Origin of the sequence: Marinobacter sp. SS13-12 (genome assembly GCF_030227115.1) — a bacterium.
Classification (GTDB): Bacteria; Pseudomonadota; Gammaproteobacteria; order Pseudomonadales; family Oleiphilaceae; genus Marinobacter.
In genome coordinates this window covers 1,977,782-2,004,723 of the sequence record NZ_JASSUA010000001.1, presented here as the reverse complement: position 1 = coordinate 2,004,723, position 26,942 = coordinate 1,977,782, and the positions used below count along the sequence as shown (strand labels likewise).

The window sequence follows — 26,942 nt, the reverse complement described above, 5'->3', positions numbered from 1 at the left end:
AACTCCAAGCATGGCACAGTATCAGCAAATTGGCAGACTACCTGTTAAGCCTTGTGTGCGTTAGAATGTCCGGCCGCTTCGCACATCTTTTTTGATACAGGGTAACTTTGGTAATGGCAGGAATGGACCAGCAATACAATCCCCGCGATGTTGAACAGCAAGCCCGCACCTACTGGGAAGAAAATAACACATTCACGGTGAAGGAAGAGCCGGGCAAGCCCAAATACTATTGCCTGTCCATGTTCCCCTACCCCAGCGGCAAACTGCACATGGGGCACGTTCGCAACTACACCATTGGCGACGTGATCTCCCGGTACCAACGCATGCAGGGCAAGAATGTCATGCAGCCCATGGGCTGGGACGCCTTCGGCCTGCCCGCTGAAAACGCCGCCATTGCCAACAAGACGGCGCCGGCGAAGTGGACCCACGCCAATATTGCCTACATGAAGAACCAGCTCAAGCAGCTGGGCTTCGGTTACGACTGGAACCGCGAGCTGGCCACCTGCAAGCCGGACTACTACCGTTGGGAACAGTGGTTCTTTGCCCGCCTGTACGAAAAAGGCCTGGTGTACAAAAAGATGTCGACCGTTAACTGGGACCCTGTGGACCAGACCGTGCTGGCCAACGAGCAGGTGGTGGACGGCAAGGGCTGGCGGTCCGGCGCCCCGGTTGAGCAGAAGAAGATCCCCCAGTGGTTTATCCGCATTACCGACTACGCCGAGGAACTGCTGAACGACCTGGATCAGCTGGAAGACTGGCCCGAGCAGGTCAAGACCATGCAGCGCAACTGGATCGGCAAATCCACCGGTACCGAGCTGACGTTCCCCCTCAAGAACCGCGATGACGCGCTGGATGTCTACACCACCCGCCCGGACACCCTGATGGGGGTTACCTACATGGCGGTAGCGGCAGAGCACCCGATTGCCAAAGCCTCCTCCGAGCGGTATCCGGAAGTGGCAGAATTTGTCGAGCAGTGCCGCAACAGCAAGGTTGCCGAAGCCGACATGGCAACCATGGAAAAGAAAGGCATCGATACCGGCTACAAGGCCATTCACCCGCTGACCCAGGAAGAAATTCCGGTTTACGTCGCCAATTTCGTGTTGATGGAATACGGTACCGGCGCGCTGATGGCGGTGCCCGCTCACGATGACCGGGATCACGAATTCGCGATCAAATACCGGTTGCCGATCAAACAGGTGATCGCTCCCTCTGATAATCGCGAAATCGACACACAGGAAGAGGCTTTCACCGAGAAAGGCATCCTGGTGTCGTCCGGTAAATACAACGGCCTGACCAGCGAAGAAGCGTTCGAGGCCATCGCCGACTACCTGGAAAAAAACAGCATCGGCAGGCGCACGGTCAACTACCGCTTGCGGGATTGGGGTGTATCGCGCCAGCGCTACTGGGGCGCGCCGATTCCGATGATGACCCTGGAAGACGGTACCGAACGCCCGGTCCCCGACGACCAGTTGCCTGTGGTCCTGCCGGAAGACGTGACCATGGACGGGGTGCAATCGCCCATCAAGGCCGACCCGGAGTGGGCAAAAACCAGTTTTGAAGGCCAGCCTGCCACGCTGGAAACCGATACCTTCGACACCTTCATGGAGTCGTCCTGGTATTACGCCCGTTTCTGCAGCCCGAATTACGACAAGGGCATGCTGGACCCGGCTGCTGCCAACTACTGGCTGCCGGTAGACCAGTACATCGGCGGCATCGAGCACGCCATTCTGCACCTGCTTTATGCCCGTTTCTTCCATAAACTGCTGCGGGACGTAGGGCTGGTGAACAGTTCCGAACCGTTCAACCGCCTTCTGTGTCAGGGCATGGTGCTGGCAGAAACCTTTTACCGGGAAGACGACAACGGTGGCAAGGTATGGATCTCCCCGGCGGACGTGATCACCGAAAAAGACGAGAAAGGCCAGGTTGTCCGCGCCGTTCACAAGGACGACGGCCAGCCGGTAGTATCCGGTGGTGTGACCAAGATGTCCAAATCCAAGAACAACGGCATCGACCCACAGGCCATCATTGACGAGCATGGCGCGGATACCGTGCGTCTGTTCATGATGTTCGCCGCCCCTCCGGAGCAGTCCCTGGAGTGGTCCGATAGCGGCGTTGAGGGTGCCCACCGCTTCCTCAAGCGCCTGTGGCGTATGGTCAGCGAACATACGGCGAACGCACCGGTTCCGGCCCTGGATAGCGCCAGCCTTGATGAAGGTCAGCGCAACCTTCGCCGCAAGACCCATGAAACCATTGCCAAGGTCAGTGACGACATCAGCCGCCGGCTGACGTTCAACACTTCGATCGCTGCGGTCATGGAGCTTCTGAACGAAGTTGGCAAACTGGGCGACGACGAGCCCCAAAGCCAGGCTGTACGCCAGGAAGCGCTGGATACTGCCGTGCTGATGCTCTCCCCCATCGCCCCCCATATCTGCCACCAGCTGTGGCACGCATTAGGGCATGAAGAACCGGTGGTGGACGCCTCCTGGCCCACCGCCAACAAGGCGGCCATGGTTCGCAGCGAGATCCAGATTGTGCTTCAGGTAAATGGCAAGGTGCGCGCCAAGGCAGACGTCCCGGCCAATATTGAAAAAGACGCCCTGGAAGCGCTCGCTCTGGATAATGAGAATGTCATCCGCTTTACCGAAGGCAAGACCGTTCGCAAGGTGATCGTTGTGCCGGGCAAGCTTGTCAACGTGGTGGCCAACTGATATGAAACCGGCGGCCGGCTCCCTGATTCGTCCCATGGTGGTAGCAACCCTGTCCCTGCTGGTTGCAGGGTGTGGTTTTCAGTTGCGGGGCGCGCCACCGGTATCCTCAGCATTGCAGCCACTGGCGGTGGACTGCGCCGATAACGTACCGGGGCAACTGTGCGACGCTGTCCGGGAACAGCTGGAGCTGGGCCGGATTGAACTGAAGCCCGCCGAAGAAGCGGATTTTGTCCTCAGGATCGGCAAGTTCCGCCAGGAACGGCGCGCCAGTGCCATTACCCTGCGCGCTGCCGCCGCCGAGTACACGTTGCGGCATACGGTCAACATCGAGGTGCTCACCGCAGACAACATTCCCCTTATTGAGCCCGCCGATCTCAATACCAGTGAAACCTATCGCTACGACGAATCGAACGTGCTTGCCAAACAGCGGGAAGAAGAGGCGTTGAGGGAGCAGCTCCATGATCGCCTGGCACAACAGATCATCTTCCGGCTGGCGCCCATTGATGAAGATCGCATTGAACGATTGCGGAAGGAAGCGGAGCAGGCCCGCAACGAAGAGACTGATCCGTCATCATGAAGACACAGGCACACCAGTTACCCCAGCTACTGCAGAAAGGCCTGTCGCCGGTCTATCTGATATCCGGGGACGAGCCATTGCTGGTTCAGGAATGTTGCGATCAGGTCCGCAAGGCCGCTCGCGAAGCGGGCTTTGAAGACCGGATTACCTTTCACGCGGACCAACAGCTGGACTGGAACCGGGTCGGTGAGGAACTCGGTGCGCTGTCGTTGTTTGCCGAAAAGCGCCGTATTGAAATCCACCTCCCCACGGGCAAACTTGGCGATGGCCGGGCGGTGATGGAAAGCGTGCTGCAGAATCCGCCTGAGGACATCATCCTGTTATTGATCAGCGCTCGCCTGGATGCGGCTGAAACCCGCCGCAAATGGTACAAGGAACTCCAGAACAGAGGCGTTCACGTACCGGTCTGGCCAATTGATGCAGACAGGTTCCCGGGATGGCTTCAGCAACGGGCCCGCAACCACGGCCTGAGCCTGACCCGTGGTGCCCTGGACATCCTGGCTGAGCGTCTGGAAGGCAACTTGCTGGCAGCAAGCCAGGAACTGGACCGCCTGGCGTTGCTGGGATCCGGAGCCACCATTGATGAAGAAACCATTGAACAGGCTGTTCAGGACAGTTCGCGCTTCAACGGCTTCGAGCTGGTCACGGAACTTCTTGCTGGCAGGGCAGCCCATGCCAGGAAAATCATCGGCGTACTCCAGCAGGAGGGTGAAAACCCACTGGGCCTCCTGACGGTGCTCTCCCGGGATCTCAACCTGACCATGGAACTGAATATCGCCGCCGCCAAACGCGAGAACACGGCCGGCTTCCTTAAGAAACGGGGCGTGTTCCAGCCCCAGAGAGCAAAGGCTGTCGAGCAGGCAGCAAGGCGCCTGAACCGCCGCCAACTCATGGCAGCACTGGAGCTGTGCAGCGCCACCGACCGCGCTGCCAAGGGCTTTGACAGCCTCTCCCCCTGGCATCACCTCCAGGACATGATTACCCTTTTGGCCAGGCCCGCCTGACCCACATCAAGTCGCTTGCAATCCCCTGCTTTCCCTCTTGACAGATTTTGACATTCGGTAGCATGGTATATCCGTCAATCATCAAAGGAGGTGTGTGATATGAGTATCCAGGACGATCTGAAACAGTTGTCAGAAAAAATAAAACAGTACCGTGACGAAGCCCGCGTTCAGATGCATCTGGCCAGGGAAGATGTCAAAGACGAATGGGACGATCTGGAAAAGGACTGGGATCGTTTTCGCGGCAAGCTCGACGGAATCCTCCACGATGCAGACGATGCGTCAAAGGAAGCACGCCAGACCGCCCACAAGCTTGGTGAAGACCTGAAATCTGGCTACCAGAACATCCGTAACCGACTGAAGTAAAGTGTTAACCGGTTAACAGAATGCTACAAATACCCACCACGAGGCTCTTTTCATAAAGGGCCTCTGTGCCATACTTCTCATTATAAGTGAATGAAGCGTCATTTTTTTGTCTGATTCGGCCAGCCAGCATCCCTACATGGCCCGATCAGCCAAGGCACTTCTGAACGCCGAGAGGTATAAATGGCCTATGAAAACTCTGACTGTCTTCCTGCTGACATTGTCCGTATTACTGGTATCTTCGTTGGTCAATAGCCAGAACACGCGCTTCAGTGACCCCGCTACCGTTATCCAGAACGAATTCTGGGGCAAGCTCTATGCCCAGGGAGGAGTGTCCTTCTTCTGCGAGACCCCCTTCACCAACAAGGGCTTTCTGCTGACGGACGGCTACATCTACCCGCTGGCCAAGGTTCGTAGTGCCCTTGAGTGCGGCACGTCGAGCCAGTGTGCCGATAATGACCGTTACCGGCAAATTGCCTCCGACCTTCATAACATCGTACCGGTTCGCAGCCGCACCGAGATGAGGCGGCGCAACGCATTGTATGAAGAACTCGGTTCCGTTATCGAACCCAATGAGTGCGGCATTCGCGAGAGCACCCAGTTCTTTGAGCCCCCTGAAAAGGTAAAAGGCGATGTCGCCCGCACGGTTGCCTATATGGTTGACACCTATGACCTACCCTGGGCAGGGGCGACCACGGTTTTCAAGAACTGGAACCGGGTTGATCCACCGGATGACTGGGAACTGACCCGGCATCGCCAGATTGCCGAGATCCAGGGCAACGAAAACCCCTTCGTGCTGGACCCGGGCAGGCTGGAAAACCTTTAACGACACATTGGTCGTTAACTCGTGCATTAAAAAAGGCAGGCCCCGGGTTACCAGGGGCCTGCCTTTTCATAGTACGCCGAAAGATCAGAATTCTTCGGCGGTCAGCGCCATCATTGAGCCGCTGCCACTGCGGATGCCTTCGGCCAGCGCGACCGTCTTCGGCAACAGGCGATCGAAGTAGAAACGCGCACTCTTCACCTTGCCACTGTAGAAGCCGGAAGTATCACCTTCCGCTTTTGGCGCCGCCGCTTTCACCATTTTCGCCCACATATACCCCAGGGCAGTCAGGCCGAACAGATCCAGGTAATCAACCGAAGCCGCCCCAACCGCGTCGGGATTATCGCCCGCCTGGTTGATCACATGCTCGGTCACATCTGACAGGCGCTCGAAGGCCGCTGCCAGTGGCTCCAGATAGGGACGCAGATATTCGTCGCTGCTGTTGTCCTCGATGAATGCGGCTACATCCTCGGCAAACAGCTCATACAGCTTACCCTGGCTACCGACGACCTTACGGCCCATCAGGTCCAGTGCCTGGATACCGTTGGTGCCCTCGTAAATCTGGGTAATACGGCAGTCACGAACCAGCTGCTCCTGGCCCCACTCGCGGATAAAGCCATGACCACCGAAAACCTGCTGGCCCATGATGCAGGCGTCGAGACCACGGTCGGTCAGGAAGGCTTTTGCCACCGGTGTCAGCAGGGCCACCATACCTTCGGCATGCTTGCGGCGCTCGTCGTCATCGGAGTACTTGGAAATATCCAGCCACTGGGCCACGTAGGTGGAGAAGGCACGGCCACCTTCCACATAGCCTTTCATGGTCAGCAGCATACGACGCACATCAGGATGAACCAGGATCGGGTCAGCGGCCTTTTCAGGCTGCTGGGCACCGGTAGGCGCACGGCTCTGGATACGCTCCAGGGCGTATTCACGGGCACTCTGCAAGGAAGCCTCCGCGGCGCCAATACCCTGAATGCCGACCCCCAGGCGTTCGTAGTTCATCATGGTGAACATGGCCGCCAGGCCCTTGTTCTCTTCGCCCACCAGCCAGCCTTTGGCGCCGTCGAAGTTCATTACACAGGTGGCGGAGCCCTTGATGCCCATCTTCTTCTCGAGGGAGCCACAGCTCAGGCTGTTGCGTTCACCCAGAGAGCCGTCCTCGTTGACTGCAAACTTGGGCACCAGGAACAGGGAGATACCCTTGGGGCCCTTGGGAGCGTCCGGCAGCTTGGCCAGCACCAGGTGGATGATGTTCTCCGCCATGTCGTGCTCGCCCCAGGTGATAAAAATCTTGGTGCCAGTAACACTGAAAGAGCCGTCTCCGTTGGGCTCGGCCTTGGTACGGATGATGCCGAGATCGGTGCCGGCATGGGGCTCGGTAAGGTCCATGGCGCCGGACCAGACACCCGCGTACATGTTGGGCAGGTACTTTTCCTTGAGCTCCTGGCTACCATGGGCGTCCAGGGCCAGGCAGGCACCTGCTGTCAGCATCGGGGCAAGACCGAAAGCCATATTGGCAGCCTGCATCATTTCCTCGAACTGGGCGACCAGGGTTTTGGGCATGCCCATGCCACCAAATTCGGGGTTGCCGCCCAGGCCATTCCAGCCACCCTCAACGATGGTCTGGTAGGCCTCACGGAAGCCTTCCGGTGTAGACACTTCACCATCATTCCACTTACAACCCTGCTCGTCACCCTCGCGGTTCAGCGGAGCCAGCACACCACTGGTAATCTTGCCCGCCTCTTCGAGAATGGCGTCGGCGGTGTCCGGGTCAACGTTCTCTGCCACTTTCGGCAGTGACGCCCACAGCGCCGGCGCGTCAAAAACTTCGTTCAGGACAAAGCGCATGTCACGTAAAGGTGCCTGATAGTCAGCCATCTAATCTCTCCAAAATTCCACAATTCAGTCAGTCTGCGAAGTGAACAACCCTGAGCCTGTGGCCCTGCTCACTTCCTCGGCTATGTGTCCGCTCAGGTTGTTTTAATGGTGGTTTATTCTACCCTAATGGCGCCCCCAACTCATGAGGTCCCGGCGGCCATTTCATGAAAAAAGCCCGCCTCCTGGGAGAGCGGGCTTTTTTGGTCCCTTGAAGCCCGCCTTAAAGGGCGAAGGCTTCTTCCGGCATGTCCATCAGGCTGTCGGCGCCGGCCAGCATGCTCTCTGCATGTCCCCTGGTGCGCGGCAGCATACGCTTGAAGTAGAAGCGCGCTGTCTGGACTTTGGCGTTATAGAACATTTCTTCGGTGGTACCTTCCACCATCTTGTCCAACGCAACCTTGGCCATACGAGCCCACAGATAGGCGAACACGGCATAGCCGGAGTACATCAGGTAGTCCACGGACGCGGCACCCACTTCCTCGCGATTCTTCATGGCAGTCATGCCGATCTTCATGGTCAGGTCGCCCCACTCCTTGTTCAGGGCGGCCAGCGGCTCGATGAATTCCTTGAGCTGCTCGTTGTCGGCGTTTTCCTTGCAGAACACGTGAACCTGCTTGGTAAAGCCCTTCAGGGACTCACCCTGGGTCATCAGAACCTTGCGGCCCAACAAGTCCAGCGCCTGGATACCTGTCGTACCCTCGTAGATCATACCGATACGGGCGTCACGAACGTTCTGCTCCATGCCCCACTCGGAGATGAAACCGTGACCACCGTATACCTGCATGCCCAGGTTGGCCGCTTCGTAGCCAATCTCGGTCAGGAACGCCTTGGCGATCGGGGTCAGGAAGCCCAGGGCCTCGTCGGCCGCCTTGCGATCTTCCTCGGTCTTGCCGCTGTGAACAATGTCAGCCTGCTGCGCAGTCAGGTAGATCAGTGCGCGGGCGCCTTCGGCGACCGCTTTCTGGGTCAGCAGCATGCGACGCACATCCGGGTGGACGATGATCGGGTCGGCAATACCTTCAGGGTTCTTGGCACCGCTGAGGGAACGCATGGCCAGGCGGTCCTTGGCATAGGTCACAGAGCCCTGAAGGCCCAGCTCTGCCGCGCCCAGGCCCTGGATGGCGGTGCCGATACGGGCGGTGTTCATGAAGGTGAACATGCAGTTCAGGCCCTTGTTCTCCGGACCAATCAACCAACCCTTGGCGCCGTCGAAGTTCATGACGCAGGTGGCGTTACCGTGGATACCCATCTTGTGCTCAATGGAACCACAGGAAACGGCATTGCACTCACCGGAAGAACCGTCTTCGTTAGGCAGTTGCTTGGGCACGATAAACAGGGAAATACCTTTGGTACCTTCCGGCGCGCCTGGCAGGCGGGCCAGAACGATATGGACGATGTTCTCGGCCATGTCGTGCTCACCCGCTGAAATAAAGATCTTGGTGCCGGTGATGGCGTAGGTGCCGTCAGCATTTGGCTCGGCCTTGGTACGCAGGGTGCCCAGGTCTGAGCCACAGTGGGGCTCGGTCAGACACATGGTGCCGGTCCACTCGCCGCTGATCAGCTTGGTAAGGTAAGTCTGCTTCTGTTCTTCGGTGCCATGGGCCTCAATGGTGTTGGTGGCGCCGTGGCTCAGGCCAGGATACATGCCCCAGGACCAGTTCGCCGTACCGACCATTTCGCTCATCACCAGACCGAGAGAGTGAGGCAGGCCCTGGCCACCATAGTTGGGATCGGCCGTCATGGACGGCCAGCCGCCTTCCACATACTGCTGGTAGGCTTCTTTGAACCCGGTTGGTGTTTTCACACCGCCTTCGCTCCAGGTACAACCTTCGGTGTCACCCACCTGGTTCAATGGAGACAGTACCTGCTCACAGAATTTGGCACCTTCCCCGATAATGGCGTCGACCATATCCGGAGTCGCATCTTCGGCACCTTCCAGATTGGCGTAGTGCTGCTCGCTGTCCAGCAGCTCGGTCATCACGAATTTAATGTCACGCAGGGGCGCTTTGTATTCAGGCATGGAATCCACCTCAGATTTTCGGTCACAGCTGCGAAAACGTCACAGCACTTTGCCTCGGGGTTTGCTCATACGGCATGGCATCAGTCGCCACACCGCAAATTAAACACTTGTTTGAAACATACGTTTAGAGGCACAGAATTGTCAATAGCCATGCTCGAAATTTGTGTTGCATTTTGTGGTGAGGTTTTTCGGAAACCGTGGGAGAAAAACTGAAAGGACGAGACTAAAACGCAGGTTATCAGGCGGTTGCCAGCCGGAGTGGGCCTGCAATATCCGCTGCGACTCCTGAAGGGGGATACATTGGAGAGACGGAGGGAAGTGAACCGGAAATCATCATGTCAGTGATTCAGGTGGCTTTAATTACGACCGGGCGGTCGCAACCTACACAGGTTCAGGCTGTGATATCCAGAAGCGTACCGAGAGTTTCATCGGCCGTCTTGACCACCTGGGCCGAGGCTTCAACACTGCGCTCATAGAGTTTGAGATCAACGATGGGCTCCAACAGGCCACCGGCACCGTCGGCACTACCCTGAGGACCGTCAGCGCCACCACGGGCAATCCGGCGGGCGGCATTTTCCATGCCCTGCATGCCGTCCTGAATGCCCTGAATACCGATTCCCAATGTGTTATTGATCATAACTGCGGTGTCCAATGACCATTAATTGACTTAAGTAAGCCACATTCCTGGTCAATTTTCAAACAAACAGTTCACATTCAGGCTGGTCGCCAGTGTTTTCGGGTCTGCCCTCTCCTTCCATGGCAAGACGCCCAGGCAGGGAGCTGCCAGGTGGTTCACCAGGTATTCCAGGGTTTCGTGCTCACAGGTCATAATCTCCGGAACCGGTCGGTTGGCAACCCAGCCGGCAACAGTCAGTCCGTCGCGGCGGACGGCTTCGGCGGTCAATAGTGCATGGTTGATACAGCCCAGCTTCAGCGGCACCACAATAATGACAGGCATTTGCAGTACCCCCGGTACAGCGGCATAGGTTTCCCGGTCATTGAGCGGTACCCGCCAGCCACCAGCACCCTCTATCAGCAGCAGTTCCGCCGGTCGCATCTGCAAACCGCGACAGAATCCCACCAGGCGTTCAGCCGTGACGGTGCGGCCAGCCTGAGCTGCGGCAACATGGGGGGCAATAGCAGGCTTCAGGGCTACCGGATTAACCTGATCATAACCCAGTGGCTCCGACATGGCCTCCATCAGTATCAGCGCATCTTCATTGCGCAGACCCTCCGGCGTTTCGTCACAGCCGGAGGCAATAGGCTTCATGGCCAATGTGCGCCTTCCGAGGGAGGCTGCAGCTTCAAGGATGGCAGCCGAAACCATGGTCTTGCCTACACCGGTATCGGTACCTGTCACAAAATAGCTTTTTCTGGCCATGGCCCTGAGAACTCCCGTATCAATAAGGCAGGCGGCAAGTCAGCCATGCTGCCTGGTAAGTGGCGTAAACCTGGCCATCACTCCCTTTCGGGTAATGGTGGCACATGGCCCGTAAACGGCCTGGCGCTGTGGCATGACGGCGACGGGACGAGCCTTTGAAACCGGCCCCGATCGCTTTCAGCTCCGCCAGCAGGGCCAGCGGCGAAGGATAGTCCAGAGCGATGGATTCGGTGGAGATCCGGGGCTCTGGCAACACCTCAAGGGCCTGACTGCGAAACGCGGCTTCGCCCTCGAAGCGGTTCACGTGTTCGTGTTCGGGATCAGCCCGGTACCAGGCGCTTCTTAACTCATCCAGAGTGCCGTCCAGCAAGGTCGAGATGAACAATCGCCCTCCCGGTCGCAGAATCCGGCGGCATTCAGCCAGGACACCGGTGAAATCACTGCACCATTGGATCATCAGGTTGCTGAACACAACGTCCAGGCTATTGTCTTCCAGTGGCAGGGACTCGGCATCTGCAACCAGCCAGTGAGTTCCCGGAGCCCCGGCGGCCCGCGCATAGTCCAGCATGCCCGGCGACAGATCGGCGCCGGTTACCGAGCTTTCAGGCCCGCCGAACATCTCCGCCAGCTGCCCGGTAAACCAGCCGGTGCCACACCCCAGGTCCAGTACCTGGCAACCGGCGCCGGCTTCCGGCAGGCGACCCTGCCCCAGGAGCTGATCAACCATGACCTGGCCCATGTAGCGCTGTAGCCGGGCAGCCGGGTTGTAGGTTTTCGATGCGGCGCCGAAATCCCGGGCAATCGCTGTTTTCGCAGGTGCCCGCGAGGAGGTTGCTGTCAGGCCTGCCATGAATCCCCCTTACCGAACACGAACCGCCGGATCTCTTCCCGGCACAACGTAAGCGCTTGCCCCCGGGGCCAGTGACTCATTCCCGGTACGGTTACCACCTCGGAGCGTTCAGCCGGCGCAAGGCGACCTGCCCACGAGCGGACGACAGCATCACGCCCTGCCTGGAGGTGGAGCGCCGGCACCCTGATTTGCCGCCACAGGGCGACCTGATCTTCCGTTTCCAGCCACTCCAGGCCGCGAACCAGTTTATCCGGGCTCACCGGAGTTCCATGCTTCAGCCACGGCAGAAGGTCCTTGCGAGCCTGCCGGTAATCATCACAACCATGTATCAACAGCTGCTGGAAACGCTGCCACGCCTGACCGGACTCGTCCGCAACGGCTGCCCTGAACGTTTCAAAAGTGTCAGCTGCCATGCCAACCGGCCAATCCGGGGCAGCGACGAACCGGGGGAAACCCGCAAGGGTAATCACCCTGGACACCTGCAAATCACCTTGCGACGCTGCCGCCATGGCCACCTGCGCACCCTGGGACCAGCCTGCCCACACCGAGGGGCACGGATAACGATCCAGCAGGTACGTAGCGACATCAGCGACCGTCTCACATCGGTCCATTATGGTATCGGTAAGCGACACCAGGTGGATTTCACCCGGCCAATTGTCGAACAGGGGCAGGAGCATGGCCGCATCGACGCCCCATCCGCCGACAACCACCAGTGGGATTTGGTGAGCGACCTGATTCATACGGCCTCGGCAGGCGGCCGTTTTAACAGTGGGCGACACTCCGCCAGTGCGGTCAGCAGCTTTTCCAGATCTGCTGTCGAATGGGCCGCACTGAACGTCACCCGCAAACGGGCCTCACCCTCCGGAACCGTAGGCGGCCTGATGGCTGTCACCATCAGGCCTTTCTGTTCCAGAGCCTGGCTCAGGGCAAGCGCGGACCAGTTGTCGCCAACCATGATCGGCTGTATCGGAGTGCGGGACGGCATCAGTTCATAGCCCAGCGCAGAGGCGCCCAGGCGGAAGGCACGGATCAGCGCCCGCAGATGACTGCGGCGGCTATCCTCCTTCTCGATCAGATCAAGGCTGGCGCAGGTCGCCAGAGCAATGGCCGGGGGCATGGCAGTGGTGTAGATATAGGTGCGGGCCTTCTGCACCAGATAATCCATCAGCAGTTTCGGGCCCGCCACGAAGGCTCCGCTGGTGCCGACTGCCTTGCCGAGGGTCCCGATCAGTACCGGTACATCCTCTTCCGATAACCCCAGCTCGGCAATACTGCCCCGTCCCTGGGGGCCAAGCACACCCACGCCATGGGCATCATCCACCACCAGTAGTGCATCGTGCGCTCTGCACAAAGCCGCAAGCTCCTTCAGGGGCGCAATGTCTCCGTCCATGCTGAACACGCCGTCTGTCACCACCAGCTTGTGACCACGGGTGGTGGCCAGCATATCCGCCAGTGCTCCCATATCTGCGTGAGGATAACGTCGAACCCTTGCACGGCTGAGGATACAGCCATCAATGATCGAGGCATGGTTAAGGCGATCTGAAAAGATGGTGTCGCCACGGCTGGCCAATGCGGATATCACACCCATATTGGCCATGTAGCCGGTGGAGAAGAACAACGCCGAGCTGCGACCGGTAAACGCCGCCAGACGGATTTCCAACTGGTGGTGGCCGTCGTGATGACCACAGATCAGGTGGGACGCCGCCCCCCCCAGACCGGTGTGAGGCATGGCATCGGTAGCGGCGCGAATAATGTCAGGGTGGCTGGCAAGCCCCAGATAGTCGTTACTGCAGAAAGACAACAGCGGTACACCGTCAGAAACCAGTTCGGGTTGCTGGGGCCCACTGATCAGCCGGCGGGTACGGTAAAGCCCCGCCTGTTTCCGGCTCTCAAGCTCGGCCGCAAAATCACGCATGATCTGCTCTCCCCGACGGTTACCTGTTTACGCGGATTCGCGGGTGGCGTCGTAGAACATGTGGCGGGTCTGCTCGTATTCCACGGCCTCGGTGATGGCTTCTTCCGCTTCCTGTTCCGAGCAGGCCTGCTCCCGCTCTTCAGGACGAATGCCCAGACGGTTAAACAGCTCACGGTCCGCATCGGCCTCGGGATTGGAAGTAGTCAGCAGCTTCTCGCCATAGAAAATCGAATTGGCGCCCGCCAGAAAACACAGGGACTGCATCTGCTCGTTCATGTTCTCCCGGCCCGCAGACAGGCGCACGTGGGAGGCCGGCATCATGATGCGGGCAACCGCAATGGTGCGAACAAAGTCGAACGGGTCCAGGTCTTCCACATCTTCCATGGGTGTCCCGGCCACTTTCACCAGCATGTTTACCGGCACACTCTCCGGATGATGTGGCAGATTCGCCAGTTGCACCAGCAGGCCGACACGGTCGTCCGGGTCTTCACCCATGCCGACTATGCCGCCGCAACAGACTTTCATACCGGCGTTGCGAACATTTTCCAGGGTATCCAGCCGATCCTGGTAAGTACGGGTGGTGATGATGTGGCTGTAGTACTTCTCGGATGTATCGAGGTTGTGGTTGTAGTAATCCAGCCCGGCATTCGCCAGCTCATCCGCCTGCGCCTGTTGCAGCATGCCCAGGGTCATACAGGTCTCAAGACCCAGGGATTTCACCTGGCGCACCATGTCCACCACGTAGCCCATATCCTTCTTCGAAGGACTGCGCCAGGCTGCACCCATACAGAAACGGGAGGCGCCTTTTGCCTTGGCTGCTTTGGCTTCGGCAACCACTTTTTCGATTTCCAGAAGCTTTTCCTTTTCCAGTCCGGTGTTGTAATGGCCGCTCTGGGGGCAGTACTTGCAGTCCTCCGGACAGGCACCGGTCTTGATCGACAGCAGCGTGCTGATCTGAACCTCGTTGGGGTCAAAATGCTTACGGTGGACGCTCTGGGCACGGAACACCAGGTCGTTGAACGGAAGCTCGAACAGTGCGCGGGCTTCCTGCATGGTCCAGTCGTGGCGGGGTGTGGCGGAGAGCGCGGTGGCAGTCATGATTCAGTCCTGTTAACTTTACCGGGAATCTGGTTTACGGATGAAACAGATGATAAAGGGACTGAGATCGCTGTCAACCTTGTTAACACTAAAGGTTAACAGCAAAGAATGGATTCACGGCTCTGTACGAGATCTACGGGGCCTTCTGCCTGCCGGCGGCGGACAGTGTGTCGCGTGCCTGGCGCCTGATGCCCACTTCGGGCTTTGCGCCCCCTGCCGCCAGGACTTGCCCGCCAATCGCTGGTATTGCCGCTGCTGCGCCCTGCCCCTGGCATTCGCCGGCGACCAGACACTCTGCGGCCAGTGCCTGCAGGATTTACCACCGTTCAGTCGTGTGATCGCACCCTGGCGGTACCGCTTCCCGGTCGACAGCATGATCCAGCGCTACAAATATAACGGCCAGCGTGTGTTTGCCCGGCCGCTGATCCATGACTTTGCTGACCATCTGCTGTCGATTCTGGATGCCAGTCCGGGGCAGAGGCCGGATTTGCTGGTAGCCAGCCCGATGCACCCGGCCCGTCGTCGCAAGCGGGGATTCAATCAGGCAGCGGATATTGCCGAGCAGATCAGCAAACGGTCCGGTATACCCTGGACCACCGATCTCGTCACCCGTAATCGTCGAACCCGACCCCAGCGGGACCTGAACCGGGAAGAACGGCTGGCCAACCTGCGGGGCATTTACCGGGTTGAGTCCACTCCGCCCTCAAGAATCGCCATTGTTGATGATGTAGTGACCACCGGCGCCACCGCACGGAGCTTGACTGAAGCCTTGCTTGCAGCTGGCGCGGCGGATGTTCAGGTGTGGGCACTGGCAAGGACCCCGGGGTAACCGGAAAAGTCACTCGCCCAATTTTTCGGCCACCTCTTCGGCAATTGCCAGGCATGCTGTCAAACCGGGGGACTCGATGCCAAACAGGTGCACCAGTCCGGGCACGCCATGGTCTGTCTCGCCATCGATACGAAAATCCGCAAACCCGCCATCCGGGCCGGTCAGTTTGGGGCGAATGCCGGCATAGGCAGGTTGCAGACGGCTTTCATCCAGGTCCGGCCACCATTGCTGAATACTGTCAGCAAACGCACGCACCCGGCCCGGATCTACCGAGAAATCCACCTGTTCTATCCACTCCACATCCGGCCCGAACCGAGCCTGGCCGGCCAGATCCAGAGTCAGGTGAACGCCCAGGCCGCCCGGCTCTGGCACCGGATAGATGAGGGACCTGAAGGGATGTCGACCGGAATAGCTGAAATAAACCCCGCGCGCCAGCCACTGTTGCGGCACCATTGCCTCAGGGACGCCTTCCCAGCGGGACGCCAGCGCAACCGCATCGAGGCCCGCGGAGTTCACCACACGCCGGGCAACCAGCTCGCACGGCGCCTGACCGCCTACCTGCAGGCAGTGTTGGCCGCCACTGATGACAGCACGCTCCACCGGTGCGTGACAGACAAGCTGACCGCCAAGGTCCTCAAGGTCTCCCAGCAACGCCAGCATCATTCCATGACTATCCACAATACCGGTCTCCGGAGAATACAGCGCCTCATCGGCAACGGCGCCTGGCAGCTCCGCCTGTAGCACGTCGCGGCCCACCCTTTGCAGTACAACACCGTTGCGCTCGGCCTGCCGGGCTATACTAACGAGCTTGTCCTGTTGCACCTGGCCCCGGGCGACAATCCACTTGCCGGTTTTACGGTGTCCGATGTGGCGCTGACGGCAGAAGTCATAGAGCAAGTGCCGGCCCCGAACGCACAATCTCGCCTTGACGGAGTCCTCGGGATAATAGATGCCGGCATGGATAACCTCACTGTTACGGGATGACAGTCCCTCACCGAAGTGCCCATTGGCTTCCAGCACCAGCACCTCGTTACCCTGCATCGCCAGTTGCCTGGCGACGGCAAGGCCGACAATGCCGGCGCCGATCACGACCGTATCTGCCTGGAGTGTTTCCCTGTCCGTCATCGGAATTCAACTTTCCTTTGCCTGTCTGTGGGAGTTTGCCCTATTCGCGTTACTGTAGCGGCCCTGAAACGTTATACTTGCCCCAGAAAAAAGCGCACGGAGCAGGTAAACGATGTCTGACAGGAAGCAGTTTATAATTGTTATGATGGTCGCGGCCATATTTGTCGGCTGGCTTGGCTGGCGTGGCTTTGAGGTTATCAGCCTCAACCAGGCCCTGAAGGCCGACAACATGGTGGCCAACTACCCCTACCAGCACCGGGTGTTGAGGGTGGAGGGAAGCACCGCCATCATGAGCTCCCTGCGTTCGCACGAGACATCGACCCACGAAGCCCTGAGCACTATTTTTCCCAGCATGCGCAATCTGGGCGACAACCACCGGGACTGGCAGCGGGCAGAACGTGAACTGGCCCAGGTTCAGGCCAGGGCCGGTGATATCGTTCTCAGCGCCAGCGGTGTAGACCGGGTTCGCTGGGAGCTGGACGAAAACTGGTATCACCTTGCCCAGATGCAGGCCCAACAAAGTTCGAGACGCTAACGCTTATTTATGACCGAGATCTCCAGCCATCCCTACGACAATCTCAAACCGGACAAGATCCTGGATGCCATGGAGGATGCCGGGCTCATCGTCAATGGCCGGCTGTTTGCCCTGAACAGCTATGAGAACCGCGTTTATCAGATCGGCATTGAAGACAAACCACCGGTGATTACCAAGTTCTACCGCCCGGGACGCTGGAGCGAAGCCCAGATCCGCGAAGAGCACGAGTTTACCGCGCAACTGCTGGCCGCCGACATTCCCGTGGTAGCGCCTATGGTGATGCCTTCCGGGGATACCCTTGGCCGCTGCGATGACTTCCTGTTTGCCGTTTTCCCCCAGCGAGGCGGACAGGCCCCGGACACCAGTGTCACCGATACTCTCTATCGCCTTGGCCAGTGGCTGGGCCAGCTGCACAATATCGGTGATACCGCCAGCTTCACCCACCGACCCGTTATGTCCGTACTCACCGGCATTGAGAAGAACAACCGGTTCCTGACGGACAACCGCTGGGTGCCCGATGACCTTCGCCCGGCCTGGGATTCGCTGATTCCCGACCTGGTGGACCATTGCGCCCGCCGCATCGACGACGCCGGTGAGGTTCATTCCCTGCGACTGCACGGCGACTGCCATGGCGGCAATATCCTTTGTCGTGAAGAGCAGATGCTGTTTGTGGATCTGGACGATTGCCGCACCGGACCCGCCATCCAGGATCTCTGGCTGTTGCTGAACGGGGACGATATCGAGCGCGGCCAGCAGTTTGGCGAACTGCTGGAAGGCTATGAGATGTTCCGGGATTTCAATCGCCGGGAGCGTCACCTGATCGAACCCCTGCGCTGTTACCGGCAGATATCCCACTGTACCTGGCTGGCCAAGCGCTGGGACGATCCCGCCTTCCCGCGCTTCTTCCCGTGGTTCGCCCAGCCCCGTTTCTGGTCCGACCAGATCCTGTCACTGCGGGAGCAACTCGCGGCACTGCAAGCCCCTTCCATTAATGTTCCCGGCCAGTACTGAGGCCGGAAAAACCGACAGACCGGAGACTTCCCGATGAGCCACAGTGAGGCCAGATTCACGGTACGCAGCCTGATTGCGACAGCCATTGGCACCATTATCGCGACCGTTATCGTGCTGGAGGCCAGCGGCAAGATTGATCACTCGGACAACAAGGATCACGTGCCGGTGGGCGAATTCGAGGCGATTCACATCAAGCCTGGTGAGCAATTCCGCATGTCGCCCAAGTCTTCCGAGCTTCACGCCGTCTGTGAACAGGGCTTTCTGGCCATCGCCGCTGATGTGGACCCCGATTTCCGCGGCATTCTCGTCGATTACAAGAACCGCGGAGTCCGCTGCAGCCGTGGTCCTGCTCCAGTGCAGGAGCAGCCCGAACAAGAAAGACAGGAGCCGGCGAACAATGAGTGACAGCAACAAAAAACCGGGGCAAGCACTGGACCGGCTGTTTGCCAGCGAGCGTGAAACCGAAGATTTCCGTTTCGATACGTCGGTAGCGCGGGTATTCCCGGACATGATCCGCCGCTCCGTGCCAGGCTATACCACCATAATTCCGATGATCGAAGTCATTACCGAGCAATACGCCCGCCCCGGCAGCCACTGTTATGACCTGGGCTGTTCCCTGGGCGCCTCCACCCTGGCGATGCGCCACGGTATTGGTGACCGGGATTGCACCCTGACGGGCGTGGACAACTCTGCCGCCATGATCGACCGCTGTGAGCACTACATTGCCCTGGATGACCATCCCTTGCCCGTGTCCCTGCGCTGCGAAGATATTCTGGACACTTTTATCGACAAGGCTTCGGTCACCACCCTGAATTTCACCCTGCAGTTCGTAGCGCCGGAAAGGCGCGGAGAACTGATGAAACGCATTGCCGATGCCACCCTGCCCGGAGGCGTGCTGATCCTCTCCGAGAAAATCCGCTTTGAATCCGAGGCGGAACAGGCGATACAGACGCAATTGCATCACGAGTTCAAGCGGGCCAACGGCTACTCCGATCTGGAGATCAGCCAGAAGCGGTCCGCCCTGGAGCAGGTGCTGATTCCCGAAACCCTGGCGGAGCACCGGCAACGGCTGACGGAAGCGGGCTTCGATCGGGTACTGGTGTGGTATCAGTGCTTCAATTTCGTGTCCATGCTCGCCATCAAATCGCCCTGAACGGAGCCTTCATGACGACTTTCGACTGGCAGGGGTGCTTTGCCTCACTGTTTGATGACCTCGACAGCCGCGGGTTCGCACACTGGCGAACCCTGCTACAGCAGCAACTTCACAAACGCTTTGATGAAAACCCTCACGGCGATATCGCACGCTGGATGCGGGCGCTGGATACATTGCCAGAGATCTCCGCGGTGCAGGCGGATCTCAACCGCTCAGCCATTACCCTGAGCACGGAGCAGCCGCTGCCCACAGATACCACCGCACAGCTCGAACAGGGACTGCGTGGGCTCATGCCGTGGCGCAAGGGCCCATTCGATGTCTTTGGCACCTATATCGATACCGAGTGGCGTTCCGACTGGAAATGGGACCGGGTATGGCCCTACCTGTCAGACCTGAGCGGACGCCAGATACTGGATGTGGGTTGTGGTTCCGGCTACCACTGCTGGCGAATGCTGGGAGAAGGTGCCGGGCGGGTCATCGGTATAGATCCCGGGCTCCTGTTCCTGTTCCAGTTTCTGGGCGTCAAACGGTACGTGGGCCTGGAGCAGCGCATCGACCTGCTGCCCATCCGCATGGAGGACCTGCCGGCAAAACTGGAGGCTTTCGATACCACCTTTTCGATGGGCGTGCTCTATCACCGACGCTCACCGCTGGACCACCTGCTGGAACTGAAAGACACCCTTCGCCCGGGCGGCGAACTGGTGCTGGAAACGCTGATTGCGGATGGACCGGAGGGCTATAGCCTGATGCCCGAGGACCGCTACGGCCGGATGCGGAATGTGTGGTTCCTGCCCAGCTGCGATACGCTGCTGCGATGGCTGGACCGGACCGGTTTTCGCAATGCCCGCGTGGTGGACGTGACCGAAACCACCACCGAAGAGCAGCGCAGCACGGACTGGATGCGCTTCCAGTCACTGCAGGACTTCCTGGACCCGGAGGACCCGACGAAAACTATTGAGGGCTATCCGGGACCGAAAAGGGCGACGGTTATCGCGGACAAGCCCTGAAGCCGCCCGCGACAACCCTCACCGCTTACTCGCCGAAGGGATGGCGGAGTATGATGGTTTCGACCCGGTCAGGGCCGGTGGAGATAATATCGATGGGCGCCTCGATCTGCTCTTCCAGGAACCGGATATAGGCCTTGGCGTTCTCCGGCAACTGGTCCAGGCCGGTCAGCCCTACCGTGCTCTCCTTCCAGCCTGGCAGCTCGGCAAATAACGGCTCGATATCTTTGTAGGTGTCACACCCGATGGGTGGACGAGTGATTTCACCCTTGGGTGTCTTGTAGCCGATACATACCTTCACGGTATCCATGCCATCCAGCACGTCCAGCTTGGTCAGGCAGATGCCCGATACGCTGTTGATCTGGATGGCATGGCGCAGCGCGACGGCGTCAAACCAGCCACAACGTCGTGAACGGCCAGTGGTGGTGCCGATTTCATTACCCTTTACAGCCAGATGCTGGCCCATGTCGTCAAACAGTTCGGTCGGGAACGGGCCGGATCCAACACGCGTGGTGTAGGCCTTGGTGATACCCAGCACATAATCCAGGAACAGCGGTCCGAAACCGGTTCCGGTCGCAGTGCCGCCGGCCGTGGTGTTGGAGGATGTGACATACGGATAGGTACCCAGGTCTATATCCAGCAGTGAGCCCTGGGCGCCCTCGAACAGGATGTGCTCACCGCGCTTGCGCAAATCATGGAGGATATCCGTCACATCGGCGGACATCGGCAGAATTTCCTCGCCCATTGACATCAGCTCGGCAAACGCCTGGTCAATGTCTTCCGGCTCTTCCCGGAAATACTCGGTCAGCACGAAATTGTGGTAGGACATGATTTCCTGCAGCTTCTCTTTGAAGCTTTGCGGATCGCACAGGTCGCCAACGCGAACCCCTCGACGGGAAACCTTGTCTTCATAGGCCGGACCAATGCCGCGGCCGGTAGTGCCGATCTTGTCGACACCTCGCGCACGCTCCCTGGCCTGATCAATTCGAACGTGGGTCTTGAGGATGATGGGGCAGGCAAGGCTGATCTTGAGCCGGTCACGCACAGCAACAGCGTTGCCCTCGAGTTCCCGGACTTCCTTCAGCAGCGCTTCCGGAGAGAGAACCACGCCGTTACCAATCAGGCACTGGACGTTCTTGCGCAGGATACCGGAAGGGATCAGGTGAAGGGCGGTTTTCTTGCCTTCAATAACCAGTGTGTGACCGGCATTGTGCCCGCCCTGAAAACGCACCACGGCAGCGACCTTATCGGTCAGCAGGTCAACAATCTTGCCTTTTCCTTCGTCACCCCATTGGGTGCCCAGTACTACAACGTTTTTACCCATGACTCTCTCTCAGTGCGGTTTCGCCGGTCGACGGGATATCCGCAGGTTTACCTGTAAATGAGTGGCTCGGTACCCTTTTGCATCAGCCCAATTGGCATCAGCCCAGTTGGTATCAGCCCAGCTGCTCCACGACCCACTGGCCGTCACGCTTTACCAGAACCCGGTCGCAATTGCGGGACCGCGGATCAACGCCTTCGTCCTCAGGCAAGGCCCTGACAACGGTTTCAGTCATCCGCAATCCGGAGATAACGCCGCCAAGGGCGGAATCCTGCTCTGCCGGGGCCCAGATTGCTTTGCCCGCTGGCCGGATACGCTGCCCCAGGGACACCAGGGCGCGGATGTCGAGGCTGAAGCCGGTGGCCGGGCGTGCGCGGCCAAAATCACTGCCGATGGAATCATACCGGCCACCTTTGGCGACCGCATCGCCGTGGCCCGGCACATAGGCCGCAAAGACCAGGCCCGTGTGGTAGTTGTAGCCACGAAGTTCACAGAAATCGAAACCGACGCTCACCTCCGGGTAGTTGTCGGCCAGCATCTCCGCCACCCGTTCCAATTGCTCGAGGGCCTGAACAAGCGGCTTCGGTGCACCCTCAAGAATGCGCCTGGCCTCGGCGAGCGCTTCCCGCCCGCCACTGACCCGTGCCAGCTCCCTGAGCATGCTGCCGGCGGAACCCGGCGCGCAATTGCCCAACAGTTCGTCCAGCTCAGGTACCGATTTCCGGGCCATGGCATCGAAGATGGCCGCCCCGGTATCACGATCAAATCCGGCTTCGCCGACCAGGGACTCGTAGATCGCTACATGGGCCAGATCCAGATGAATTCGCGGCAGGCCGGAGACCCGCAGGGTTTCCAGCATCAGGCTGATCACTTCCATGTCTGCCGATTCAGAAGCACTGCCAAACAATTCGCAGCCGGCCTGGATGGGCGTGCGGCCCGTCAACATATGACGCGGGCGGGTGTGCAGGACATGGCCGGCGTAACAGAGCCGGGTTATGCCCTCCTGGCCCAGGGTATGGGCATCAATACGCGCTGCCTGGGGCGTCATGTCTGCCCGCAGCCCCATCATCCGGCCGGTAAGCTGGTCGGTGAGCTTGAAGGTCTGGAGTTCCAGATCGTGTCCGGTACCGGTAAACAGCGATTCCAGGTATTCGATCAGGGGTGGGATAACCAGCTGGTAGCCCCAGTGCTGGCAGGTATCCATTACGTCCCGGCGCAGGGACTCAATCTGTCCAGCCAGTGGCGGAAGGATATCTTCCACGCCATCCGGCAGTAGCCAGCGATCAGATACTGTCATGAGATTCGGTTGTCCGTTCTGCCCCATAGCGAAAACTGCGGCCACGGGATTGCACAGGATTTAGGGCGATGTCCGGGGAATGATAAAAACCCGAACCAAAACCGGCAGAATTTTACACTGTTGGCAGGCACAAAAAAACCGGAATACCGAGGTATTCCGGTTTTGTCATCACCGCGAGGCTAATCAGCGGCTTCCCTGGGGGTCCTTCAGGAACCGGAGGAACTCACTGTCGGTGTCGATCACCATGATGTCGTCTTCGTTTGCAAAGGTGTTCTGATAGGCTTCAAGGCTGCGATAGAAGCTATAGAAATCGCTGTTCGAACCATAGGCATCGGCGTAGATCTGGGCTGCCTGGGCATCACCTTCACCACGCATTTCTTCTGCCTTGGCAAACGCTTCGGCCAGAACGACCGTGCGCTGACGGTCCGCATCCGCACGGATACCCTCGGCGAGCTCGCGACCGCGGGAGCGGAACTCCTGCGCCAGCTTCTCACGCTCGGTCGCCATACGACGATAAACGTTCTGACTCACCTGCCCCGGAAACTCGATGGCCTTGACGCGGATATCCACCACCCGAATACCGAATTCGTTCTGCGCCGTTTCGTTCACGCGCTCCGTCAAGTCGATCATCAGTTCGTCACGCTGACCGGAAACCACCTCAACCATGGTGCGCACACCGAACTCATCACGAAGGCCGTTGTCCACCCGGGACATCAGCAGTTCCGACGCCCGGTACTCGTCGCCACCGGTGGCCCGGTAGAACTGGTCCACATCGCGGATTTTCCAGGCGATGTAGGAATCCACATCCAGCGGCTTCTTCTCGATGGTCAGATACTGGCGCGAGGGCAAATCCGTTGTCAGTAGCCGGATATCGAATTCCCGTACCTGATCCACCACCGGCACTTTGAAGTGAAGGCCCGCCGGAATGTCGGTTTCGACCAACTCGCCAAATCGCAACAATACGCCCCGGTGAGTTTCCGGAATGATGTACACGCTGGAAAGCGCGACAAGCACGACGATCAGGGCGCCTGCTAGGCCCGCAATGCTTTTGGGTCCCATCATTATCTACTCCTCCGAACGCCAGTATCCTGCCTGCCACGCAGCTCCTGAATAACCTGGTCTGACAGGGTCTTTATGTCGACATCACTGCTGCCAGAGCTTCCGGAACTGTTTTGAGTTCCGCTGCTCGTGCCAGAACGATTCGTCAGCCTGTCCAGGGGCAGATACATCATGTTGTCACTGCTCTTGGTGTCGACGAGTACCTTGCTGGTTCTCGACAGAACACCTTCAAGGGCCTGGATGTACATGCGCTCACGGGTGACCTCCGGAGCTGTCTCGTAGACACCGAGTACCGCCAGGAAGCGTGAGGTTTCACCACGGGCGCGCTCGATCACCTCTTCCTTGTAGGCAGAGGCCTCTTCGGTCAGGCGCTGGGCCCGGCCACGGGCTTCAGGAACCACCTTGTTACGATAGGTTTCCGCTTCTTCTTTGAGCTGCTGCTCGTCTTCACGGGCACGCTGAACTTCACGGAACGCGTCCTGCACCGCATCGGGCGGCTGGGTGCTCTCGACGTTTACCCGGACGATTGACAACCCGGTACCATAATCTTCGAGGAAGGTCTGAAGACGCTGCTCGACACGAACGGCCAATTCGGCACGCCCCTCGGTCAACACATCGTCCAGAGTCGAGCTGCCAACTTCATGACGCAGTGCGCTGTCGGTCGCAAATGCCAGTGCCTGGTTGGAATCGCGGACATTGAGCACGTAGGCCTTGGCGTCCCCTACGCGATATTGAACCTGCAGATCCACCGACACGAGATTCTCATCCTGTGTCAACATTTGCCCGGTGGACTCCGCATTACGCACGTTGGTCACCCTCACCAGGTTGACGTTGTCGATCAACGGAACCTTGAAGCGCAGACCGGGGGGCTCGGTGCGGCTGAACTCACCAAAGCGCAGCACAACCGCGCGTTCCTGCTCATTCACTGTGTAGAAGGACTGAAAGATCACGTAGCCAACGAAAATGATGGCTGCGAGCGCGAGGATTGCACCGAAACCGCCGGCGCTGCCGCCTGACGACGAGCCGCTGCCATTGCCTCCGGATTTGTTGCCCTTGCCACCCAGCAGCTTATTGAGCTTGTCGAGGCCTTTTTTCAAAGCCTCGTCCAGGTCTGGTGGACCCTGATCATTGCCGCCACGACCGCCACCGGTTCCCCAGGGGTCATTGTCATTGCGGTTTCCACCCGGTTCATTCCAGGCCATAGTTTTCTCCGTTTCAAGCGTGTCGAATGGCTGCAAATACTAGGGATTTATAAGCGCCCCGGCAATAGCACAGCCTGTCTATGTACGTTGTTCGTCAAGCTTTACGTCTTTTTCCCGAACGTCAGCACGGCTCAGTAGCTGTAACCAGTCCCGGTACTGAAGGCGCACCTCGATGATCGAGTTGCCGTCATCCCGGTGATTCTCGCTGAGCACGGACCCAGCCTGGTGCAAAAGCGCCCGCAGCTTGCCATCAGCCGGGCCCAGCACCAGAAATTGGTGAATAACATCTTCAGCGAGCCGTTCCACAATGGTATCGAACAGTCCATCGAGGCCTGCCCCGGTAACCGCTGAAACCCAGACCCGCACCGGTATGCCATCTTCGTTACGTTCAATTCGCGGCTCGAAATTGTCCAGCAAATCAATCTTGTTGAATACCTGCAGTACAGGAATTTCGTCCGCCCCGATTTCCGTCAACACCTCTTCCACCTGCTCCATGTTCTCTTCGCGCCGACTGTCATGGCAGTCGATGATATGCAGAAGAATGGATGCTTCCGTGGTCTCTTCCAGAGTGGCGCGGAAGGCTTCAACCAGTTTGTGGGGCAAATGACGGATAAACCCCACGGTATCGGCCATTACGACCGGTCCGATATCCGGAAGTTCCAGCCGCCTGAGTGTCGGGTCAAGGGTAGCAAACAGCTGATCTGCCGCATATACGGTGGAGGTGGTGATGCGGTTGAACAGCGTAGACTTTCCGGCGTTGGTATAACCCACCAGCGATACCGTAGGGATATCTGCGCGCTTGCGGGCCCGGCGGCCCTGATTACGTTGCTTGCGAACCTTTTCCAGCCGGCGGTGGATGGACTTGATCCGCTCTCGCAGCAGTCGCCTGTCGGTTTCCAGCTGGGTTTCACCCGGGCCGCGCAGGCCGATACCGCCCTTTTGCCGCTCAAGGTGGGTCCAGCCCCGGATCAGCCGGGTGGACATATGCTCCAACTGGGCCAGCTCTACCTGTAGCTTGCCCTCATGGGTGCGGGCACGCTGGGCAAATATATCCAGAATCACACCGGTGCGGTCAAGTACCCGGCACTGCAGCTCCCGCTCAATATTGCGTTCCTGACTGGGGCTCAGGGCATGATTGAACAGAACCACGTCGGCTTCGTTCGCGGCCACCGCATCACGGATCTCTTCCAGTTTGCCCTTGCCTACAAACAGCCTCGGACTGGGTTGTTTCCGGGAGCCGGTAACAACACCAACGGGTTCAACCCCAGCGGACCAGACCAGTTCGCGAAATTCGCCCAGATCCTCGGACTCTTCATCGGAAGAAAATTCAATGTGAACGAGAATCGCCCGTTCACCAACCTCGGGACGCTCAAACAAGTAGCAAAAACTCCGGATCAGTCAGGTTATAACAGTCAACACACCCGGCAACAAAGCCGGGCACAAAACAAACACCCGCGGCCCTCCAGGCCAGTTCAGGCCCATAGGGAGCGCGGGTGGTAATACCGGCATTACCGGGTAAATCAGTCCTCAGATTCTTCCCCACCTGGCGCCTGTGGCGGGATGCGAACATTCCGTGCAGGGACCACTGTGGAAATGGCGTGCTTATAGACCATCTGGCTGACAGTGTTTTTCAGCAAAATCACGAACTGGTCGAAAGACTCAATCTGGCCCTGAAGCTTGATGCCATTGACCAGAAAGATGGAAACCGGAATGCGCTCCTTGCGTAATGCATTGAGGTAAGGGTCTTGTAGAGAGTGCCCTTTTGACATGTGTTTTCTCCTGTTTATAAGTA

At 58.8% G+C, this 26,942-nt stretch carries 26 protein-coding genes; 11 read left to right on the top strand and 15 right to left on the bottom strand.

The genetic code is table 11. The annotated features are described in order from the left end of the window. The first annotated feature begins 122 nt into the window (after positions 1 to 122). The 5 genes from leuS to QPL94_RS09235 all read left to right on the top strand — a co-directional run bounded on the left by leuS (position 123) and on the right by QPL94_RS09235 (position 5,475). The gene (leuS, locus tag QPL94_RS09255) at positions 123 to 2,708 is read left to right on the top strand and encodes a leucine--tRNA ligase (protein ID WP_285357880.1); all 2,586 of its coding nucleotides are present in this window, start codon (positions 123 to 125) and stop codon (positions 2,706 to 2,708) included. A gap of 1 nt (position 2,709) precedes the next feature. Then, positions 2,710 to 3,285 (top strand): LPS-assembly lipoprotein LptE, encoded by a 576-nt coding sequence (locus tag QPL94_RS09250; RefSeq protein WP_285356961.1) that lies wholly within the window; start codon positions 2,710 to 2,712, stop codon positions 3,283 to 3,285. Beyond that, positions 3,282 to 4,289, top strand: coding sequence for a DNA polymerase III subunit delta (gene holA, locus QPL94_RS09245; protein ID WP_285356959.1), 1,008 nt, complete (start codon positions 3,282 to 3,284; stop codon positions 4,287 to 4,289). The genes QPL94_RS09250 and holA overlap by 4 nt, the downstream gene beginning before the upstream one ends. Before the next feature lie 99 nt (positions 4,290 to 4,388). Next, a complete protein-coding gene (locus QPL94_RS09240; protein ID WP_137435144.1) occupies positions 4,389 to 4,652 on the top strand; it encodes a hypothetical protein in 264 nt (87 codons plus the stop codon). 187 nt (positions 4,653 to 4,839) lie between these two features. Continuing rightward, positions 4,840 to 5,475, top strand: coding sequence for an endonuclease (locus tag QPL94_RS09235; protein WP_285356957.1), 636 nt, complete (start codon positions 4,840 to 4,842; stop codon positions 5,473 to 5,475). 84 nt (positions 5,476 to 5,559) lie between these two features. Here the strand turns inward: QPL94_RS09235 and QPL94_RS09230 are convergent, their stop codons facing one another. The 8 genes from QPL94_RS09230 to bioB all read right to left on the bottom strand — a co-directional run bounded on the left by QPL94_RS09230 (position 5,560) and on the right by bioB (position 14,614). Next, complete coding sequence (locus tag QPL94_RS09230) at positions 5,560 to 7,350, bottom strand: acyl-CoA dehydrogenase C-terminal domain-containing protein (protein ID WP_285356956.1); 1,791 nt, start codon at positions 7,348 to 7,350, stop codon at positions 5,560 to 5,562. Positions 7,351 to 7,570: 220 nt separating this feature from the next. Further along, positions 7,571 to 9,370: an acyl-CoA dehydrogenase C-terminal domain-containing protein gene (locus QPL94_RS09225; RefSeq protein WP_285356955.1), complete on the bottom strand. Its 1,800-nt coding sequence runs from the start codon at positions 9,368 to 9,370 to the stop codon at positions 7,571 to 7,573. 391 nt (positions 9,371 to 9,761) lie between these two features. Next, on the bottom strand, positions 9,762 to 10,007 hold the full coding sequence (locus tag QPL94_RS09220; RefSeq protein WP_137435149.1) for a flagellar biosynthesis protein FlgE: 246 nt from the start codon (positions 10,005 to 10,007) through the stop codon (positions 9,762 to 9,764). Between the two features lie 51 nt (positions 10,008 to 10,058). Continuing rightward, on the bottom strand, positions 10,059 to 10,751 hold the full coding sequence (bioD, locus tag QPL94_RS09215) for a dethiobiotin synthase (protein ID WP_285356954.1): 693 nt from the start codon (positions 10,749 to 10,751) through the stop codon (positions 10,059 to 10,061). A 19-nt stretch (positions 10,752 to 10,770) separates the two neighbouring features. After that, positions 10,771 to 11,601 (bottom strand): methyltransferase domain-containing protein, encoded by an 831-nt coding sequence (locus QPL94_RS09210; RefSeq protein WP_285356952.1) that lies wholly within the window; start codon positions 11,599 to 11,601, stop codon positions 10,771 to 10,773. Then, on the bottom strand, positions 11,589 to 12,341 hold the full coding sequence (locus tag QPL94_RS09205) for an alpha/beta fold hydrolase (protein WP_285356951.1): 753 nt from the start codon (positions 12,339 to 12,341) through the stop codon (positions 11,589 to 11,591). The genes QPL94_RS09210 and QPL94_RS09205 overlap by 13 nt, the downstream gene beginning before the upstream one ends. Next, the gene (bioF, locus tag QPL94_RS09200; RefSeq protein WP_285356949.1) at positions 12,338 to 13,516 is read right to left on the bottom strand and encodes an 8-amino-7-oxononanoate synthase; all 1,179 of its coding nucleotides are present in this window, start codon (positions 13,514 to 13,516) and stop codon (positions 12,338 to 12,340) included. The genes QPL94_RS09205 and bioF overlap by 4 nt, the downstream gene beginning before the upstream one ends. Before the next feature lie 27 nt (positions 13,517 to 13,543). Then, positions 13,544 to 14,614 (bottom strand): biotin synthase BioB, encoded by a 1,071-nt coding sequence (gene bioB / locus QPL94_RS09195; RefSeq protein WP_285356948.1) that lies wholly within the window; start codon positions 14,612 to 14,614, stop codon positions 13,544 to 13,546. A gap of 40 nt (positions 14,615 to 14,654) precedes the next feature. On the opposite strand from bioB, the gene QPL94_RS09190 reads away from it, so the two are divergent. Beyond that, a complete protein-coding gene (locus tag QPL94_RS09190; protein WP_285356947.1) occupies positions 14,655 to 15,443 on the top strand; it encodes a ComFC family protein in 789 nt (262 codons plus the stop codon). 9 nt (positions 15,444 to 15,452) lie between these two features. On the opposite strand, the gene QPL94_RS09185 is transcribed toward QPL94_RS09190, so the two are convergent. Next, positions 15,453 to 16,568, bottom strand: coding sequence for an NAD(P)/FAD-dependent oxidoreductase (locus QPL94_RS09185; RefSeq protein ID WP_285356946.1), 1,116 nt, complete (start codon positions 16,566 to 16,568; stop codon positions 15,453 to 15,455). Between the two features lie 112 nt (positions 16,569 to 16,680). Between QPL94_RS09185 and QPL94_RS09180 the strand changes: the two genes are divergently transcribed. From QPL94_RS09180 to cmoB, 5 genes are read left to right on the top strand one after another with little or no spacing between them, the layout of a single operon-like run. Then, the gene (locus QPL94_RS09180; RefSeq protein ID WP_137435156.1) at positions 16,681 to 17,103 is read left to right on the top strand and encodes a hypothetical protein; all 423 of its coding nucleotides are present in this window, start codon (positions 16,681 to 16,683) and stop codon (positions 17,101 to 17,103) included. Positions 17,104 to 17,112: 9 nt separating this feature from the next. Beyond that, positions 17,113 to 18,114, top strand: coding sequence for a serine/threonine protein kinase (locus tag QPL94_RS09175; protein WP_285356945.1), 1,002 nt, complete (start codon positions 17,113 to 17,115; stop codon positions 18,112 to 18,114). Between the two features lie 33 nt (positions 18,115 to 18,147). Next, a complete protein-coding gene (locus QPL94_RS09170; RefSeq protein ID WP_285356944.1) occupies positions 18,148 to 18,519 on the top strand; it encodes a PA3694 family proteiin in 372 nt (123 codons plus the stop codon). Then, entirely contained in the window at positions 18,512 to 19,267 is a 756-nt protein-coding gene (gene cmoA / locus QPL94_RS09165; protein ID WP_285356943.1) for a carboxy-S-adenosyl-L-methionine synthase CmoA, read from the top strand. The genes QPL94_RS09170 and cmoA overlap by 8 nt, the downstream gene beginning before the upstream one ends. Before the next feature lie 11 nt (positions 19,268 to 19,278). Beyond that, positions 19,279 to 20,274, top strand: coding sequence for a tRNA 5-methoxyuridine(34)/uridine 5-oxyacetic acid(34) synthase CmoB (gene cmoB, locus QPL94_RS09160; RefSeq protein ID WP_285356942.1), 996 nt, complete (start codon positions 19,279 to 19,281; stop codon positions 20,272 to 20,274). Between the two features lie 25 nt (positions 20,275 to 20,299). On the opposite strand, the gene QPL94_RS09155 is transcribed toward cmoB, so the two are convergent. The 6 genes from QPL94_RS09155 to hfq form a co-directional block, all read right to left on the bottom strand. Continuing rightward, positions 20,300 to 21,595: an adenylosuccinate synthase gene (locus QPL94_RS09155; protein WP_285356940.1), complete on the bottom strand. Its 1,296-nt coding sequence runs from the start codon at positions 21,593 to 21,595 to the stop codon at positions 20,300 to 20,302. A 112-nt stretch (positions 21,596 to 21,707) separates the two neighbouring features. Beyond that, positions 21,708 to 22,889 (bottom strand): ATP phosphoribosyltransferase regulatory subunit, encoded by a 1,182-nt coding sequence (locus tag QPL94_RS09150; protein ID WP_285356937.1) that lies wholly within the window; start codon positions 22,887 to 22,889, stop codon positions 21,708 to 21,710. A 183-nt stretch (positions 22,890 to 23,072) separates the two neighbouring features. Next, the gene (hflC, locus tag QPL94_RS09145) at positions 23,073 to 23,948 is read right to left on the bottom strand and encodes a protease modulator HflC (RefSeq protein WP_285357878.1); all 876 of its coding nucleotides are present in this window, start codon (positions 23,946 to 23,948) and stop codon (positions 23,073 to 23,075) included. Between the two features lie 2 nt (positions 23,949 to 23,950). Next, positions 23,951 to 25,150 carry an FtsH protease activity modulator HflK gene (hflK, locus tag QPL94_RS09140; protein ID WP_285356935.1) on the bottom strand — a complete coding sequence of 400 codons (1,200 nt, stop codon included), beginning with the start codon at positions 25,148 to 25,150 and terminating at the stop codon, positions 23,951 to 23,953. A gap of 78 nt (positions 25,151 to 25,228) precedes the next feature. After that, positions 25,229 to 26,527 (bottom strand): ribosome rescue GTPase HflX, encoded by a 1,299-nt coding sequence (gene hflX / locus QPL94_RS09135; RefSeq protein ID WP_285356934.1) that lies wholly within the window; start codon positions 26,525 to 26,527, stop codon positions 25,229 to 25,231. A 143-nt stretch (positions 26,528 to 26,670) separates the two neighbouring features. After that, positions 26,671 to 26,919, bottom strand: a complete 249-nt coding sequence (hfq, locus tag QPL94_RS09130) for an RNA chaperone Hfq (RefSeq protein ID WP_007154829.1) — start codon at positions 26,917 to 26,919, stop codon at positions 26,671 to 26,673. Positions 26,920 to 26,942 lie beyond the last annotated feature (23 nt).

What these genes read in the sequence shown, in the direction of transcription:
- QPL94_RS09180 (WP_137435156.1), top strand. Translation starts at nt 16,681, where the DNA reads ATGTCTGACAGGAAGCAGTTTATAATTGTTATGATGGTCGCGGCCATA.
- QPL94_RS09240 (WP_137435144.1), top strand. Translation starts at nt 4,389, where the DNA reads ATGAGTATCCAGGACGATCTGAAACAGTTGTCAGAAAAAATAAAACAG.
- QPL94_RS09185 (WP_285356946.1), bottom strand. Translation starts at nt 16,568, where the DNA reads ATGACGGACAGGGAAACACTCCAGGCAGATACGGTCGTGATCGGCGCC.
- QPL94_RS09225 (WP_285356955.1), bottom strand. Translation starts at nt 9,370, where the DNA reads ATGCCTGAATACAAAGCGCCCCTGCGTGACATTAAATTCGTGATGACC.
- QPL94_RS09190 (WP_285356947.1), top strand. Translation starts at nt 14,655, where the DNA reads ATGAAACAGATGATAAAGGGACTGAGATCGCTGTCAACCTTGTTAACA.
- QPL94_RS09170 (WP_285356944.1), top strand. Translation starts at nt 18,148, where the DNA reads ATGAGCCACAGTGAGGCCAGATTCACGGTACGCAGCCTGATTGCGACA.
- QPL94_RS09210 (WP_285356952.1), bottom strand. Translation starts at nt 11,601, where the DNA reads ATGGCAGGCCTGACAGCAACCTCCTCGCGGGCACCTGCGAAAACAGCG.
- QPL94_RS09150 (WP_285356937.1), bottom strand. Translation starts at nt 22,889, where the DNA reads ATGACAGTATCTGATCGCTGGCTACTGCCGGATGGCGTGGAAGATATC.
- bioB (WP_285356948.1), bottom strand. Translation starts at nt 14,614, where the DNA reads ATGACTGCCACCGCGCTCTCCGCCACACCCCGCCACGACTGGACCATG.
- bioD (WP_285356954.1), bottom strand. Translation starts at nt 10,751, where the DNA reads ATGGCCAGAAAAAGCTATTTTGTGACAGGTACCGATACCGGTGTAGGC.
- QPL94_RS09205 (WP_285356951.1), bottom strand. Translation starts at nt 12,341, where the DNA reads ATGAATCAGGTCGCTCACCAAATCCCACTGGTGGTTGTCGGCGGATGG.
- hflC (WP_285357878.1), bottom strand. Translation starts at nt 23,948, where the DNA reads ATGGGACCCAAAAGCATTGCGGGCCTAGCAGGCGCCCTGATCGTCGTG.
- QPL94_RS09250 (WP_285356961.1), top strand. Translation starts at nt 2,710, where the DNA reads ATGAAACCGGCGGCCGGCTCCCTGATTCGTCCCATGGTGGTAGCAACC.
- leuS (WP_285357880.1), top strand. Translation starts at nt 123, where the DNA reads ATGGACCAGCAATACAATCCCCGCGATGTTGAACAGCAAGCCCGCACC.
- hfq (WP_007154829.1), bottom strand. Translation starts at nt 26,919, where the DNA reads ATGTCAAAAGGGCACTCTCTACAAGACCCTTACCTCAATGCATTACGC.
- QPL94_RS09230 (WP_285356956.1), bottom strand. Translation starts at nt 7,350, where the DNA reads ATGGCTGACTATCAGGCACCTTTACGTGACATGCGCTTTGTCCTGAAC.
- QPL94_RS09235 (WP_285356957.1), top strand. Translation starts at nt 4,840, where the DNA reads ATGAAAACTCTGACTGTCTTCCTGCTGACATTGTCCGTATTACTGGTA.
- QPL94_RS09175 (WP_285356945.1), top strand. Translation starts at nt 17,113, where the DNA reads ATGACCGAGATCTCCAGCCATCCCTACGACAATCTCAAACCGGACAAG.
- QPL94_RS09220 (WP_137435149.1), bottom strand. Translation starts at nt 10,007, where the DNA reads ATGATCAATAACACATTGGGAATCGGTATTCAGGGCATTCAGGACGGC.
- hflK (WP_285356935.1), bottom strand. Translation starts at nt 25,150, where the DNA reads ATGGCCTGGAATGAACCGGGTGGAAACCGCAATGACAATGACCCCTGG.
- QPL94_RS09155 (WP_285356940.1), bottom strand. Translation starts at nt 21,595, where the DNA reads ATGGGTAAAAACGTTGTAGTACTGGGCACCCAATGGGGTGACGAAGGA.
- cmoA (WP_285356943.1), top strand. Translation starts at nt 18,512, where the DNA reads ATGAGTGACAGCAACAAAAAACCGGGGCAAGCACTGGACCGGCTGTTT.
- holA (WP_285356959.1), top strand. Translation starts at nt 3,282, where the DNA reads ATGAAGACACAGGCACACCAGTTACCCCAGCTACTGCAGAAAGGCCTG.
- cmoB (WP_285356942.1), top strand. Translation starts at nt 19,279, where the DNA reads ATGACGACTTTCGACTGGCAGGGGTGCTTTGCCTCACTGTTTGATGAC.
- bioF (WP_285356949.1), bottom strand. Translation starts at nt 13,516, where the DNA reads ATGCGTGATTTTGCGGCCGAGCTTGAGAGCCGGAAACAGGCGGGGCTT.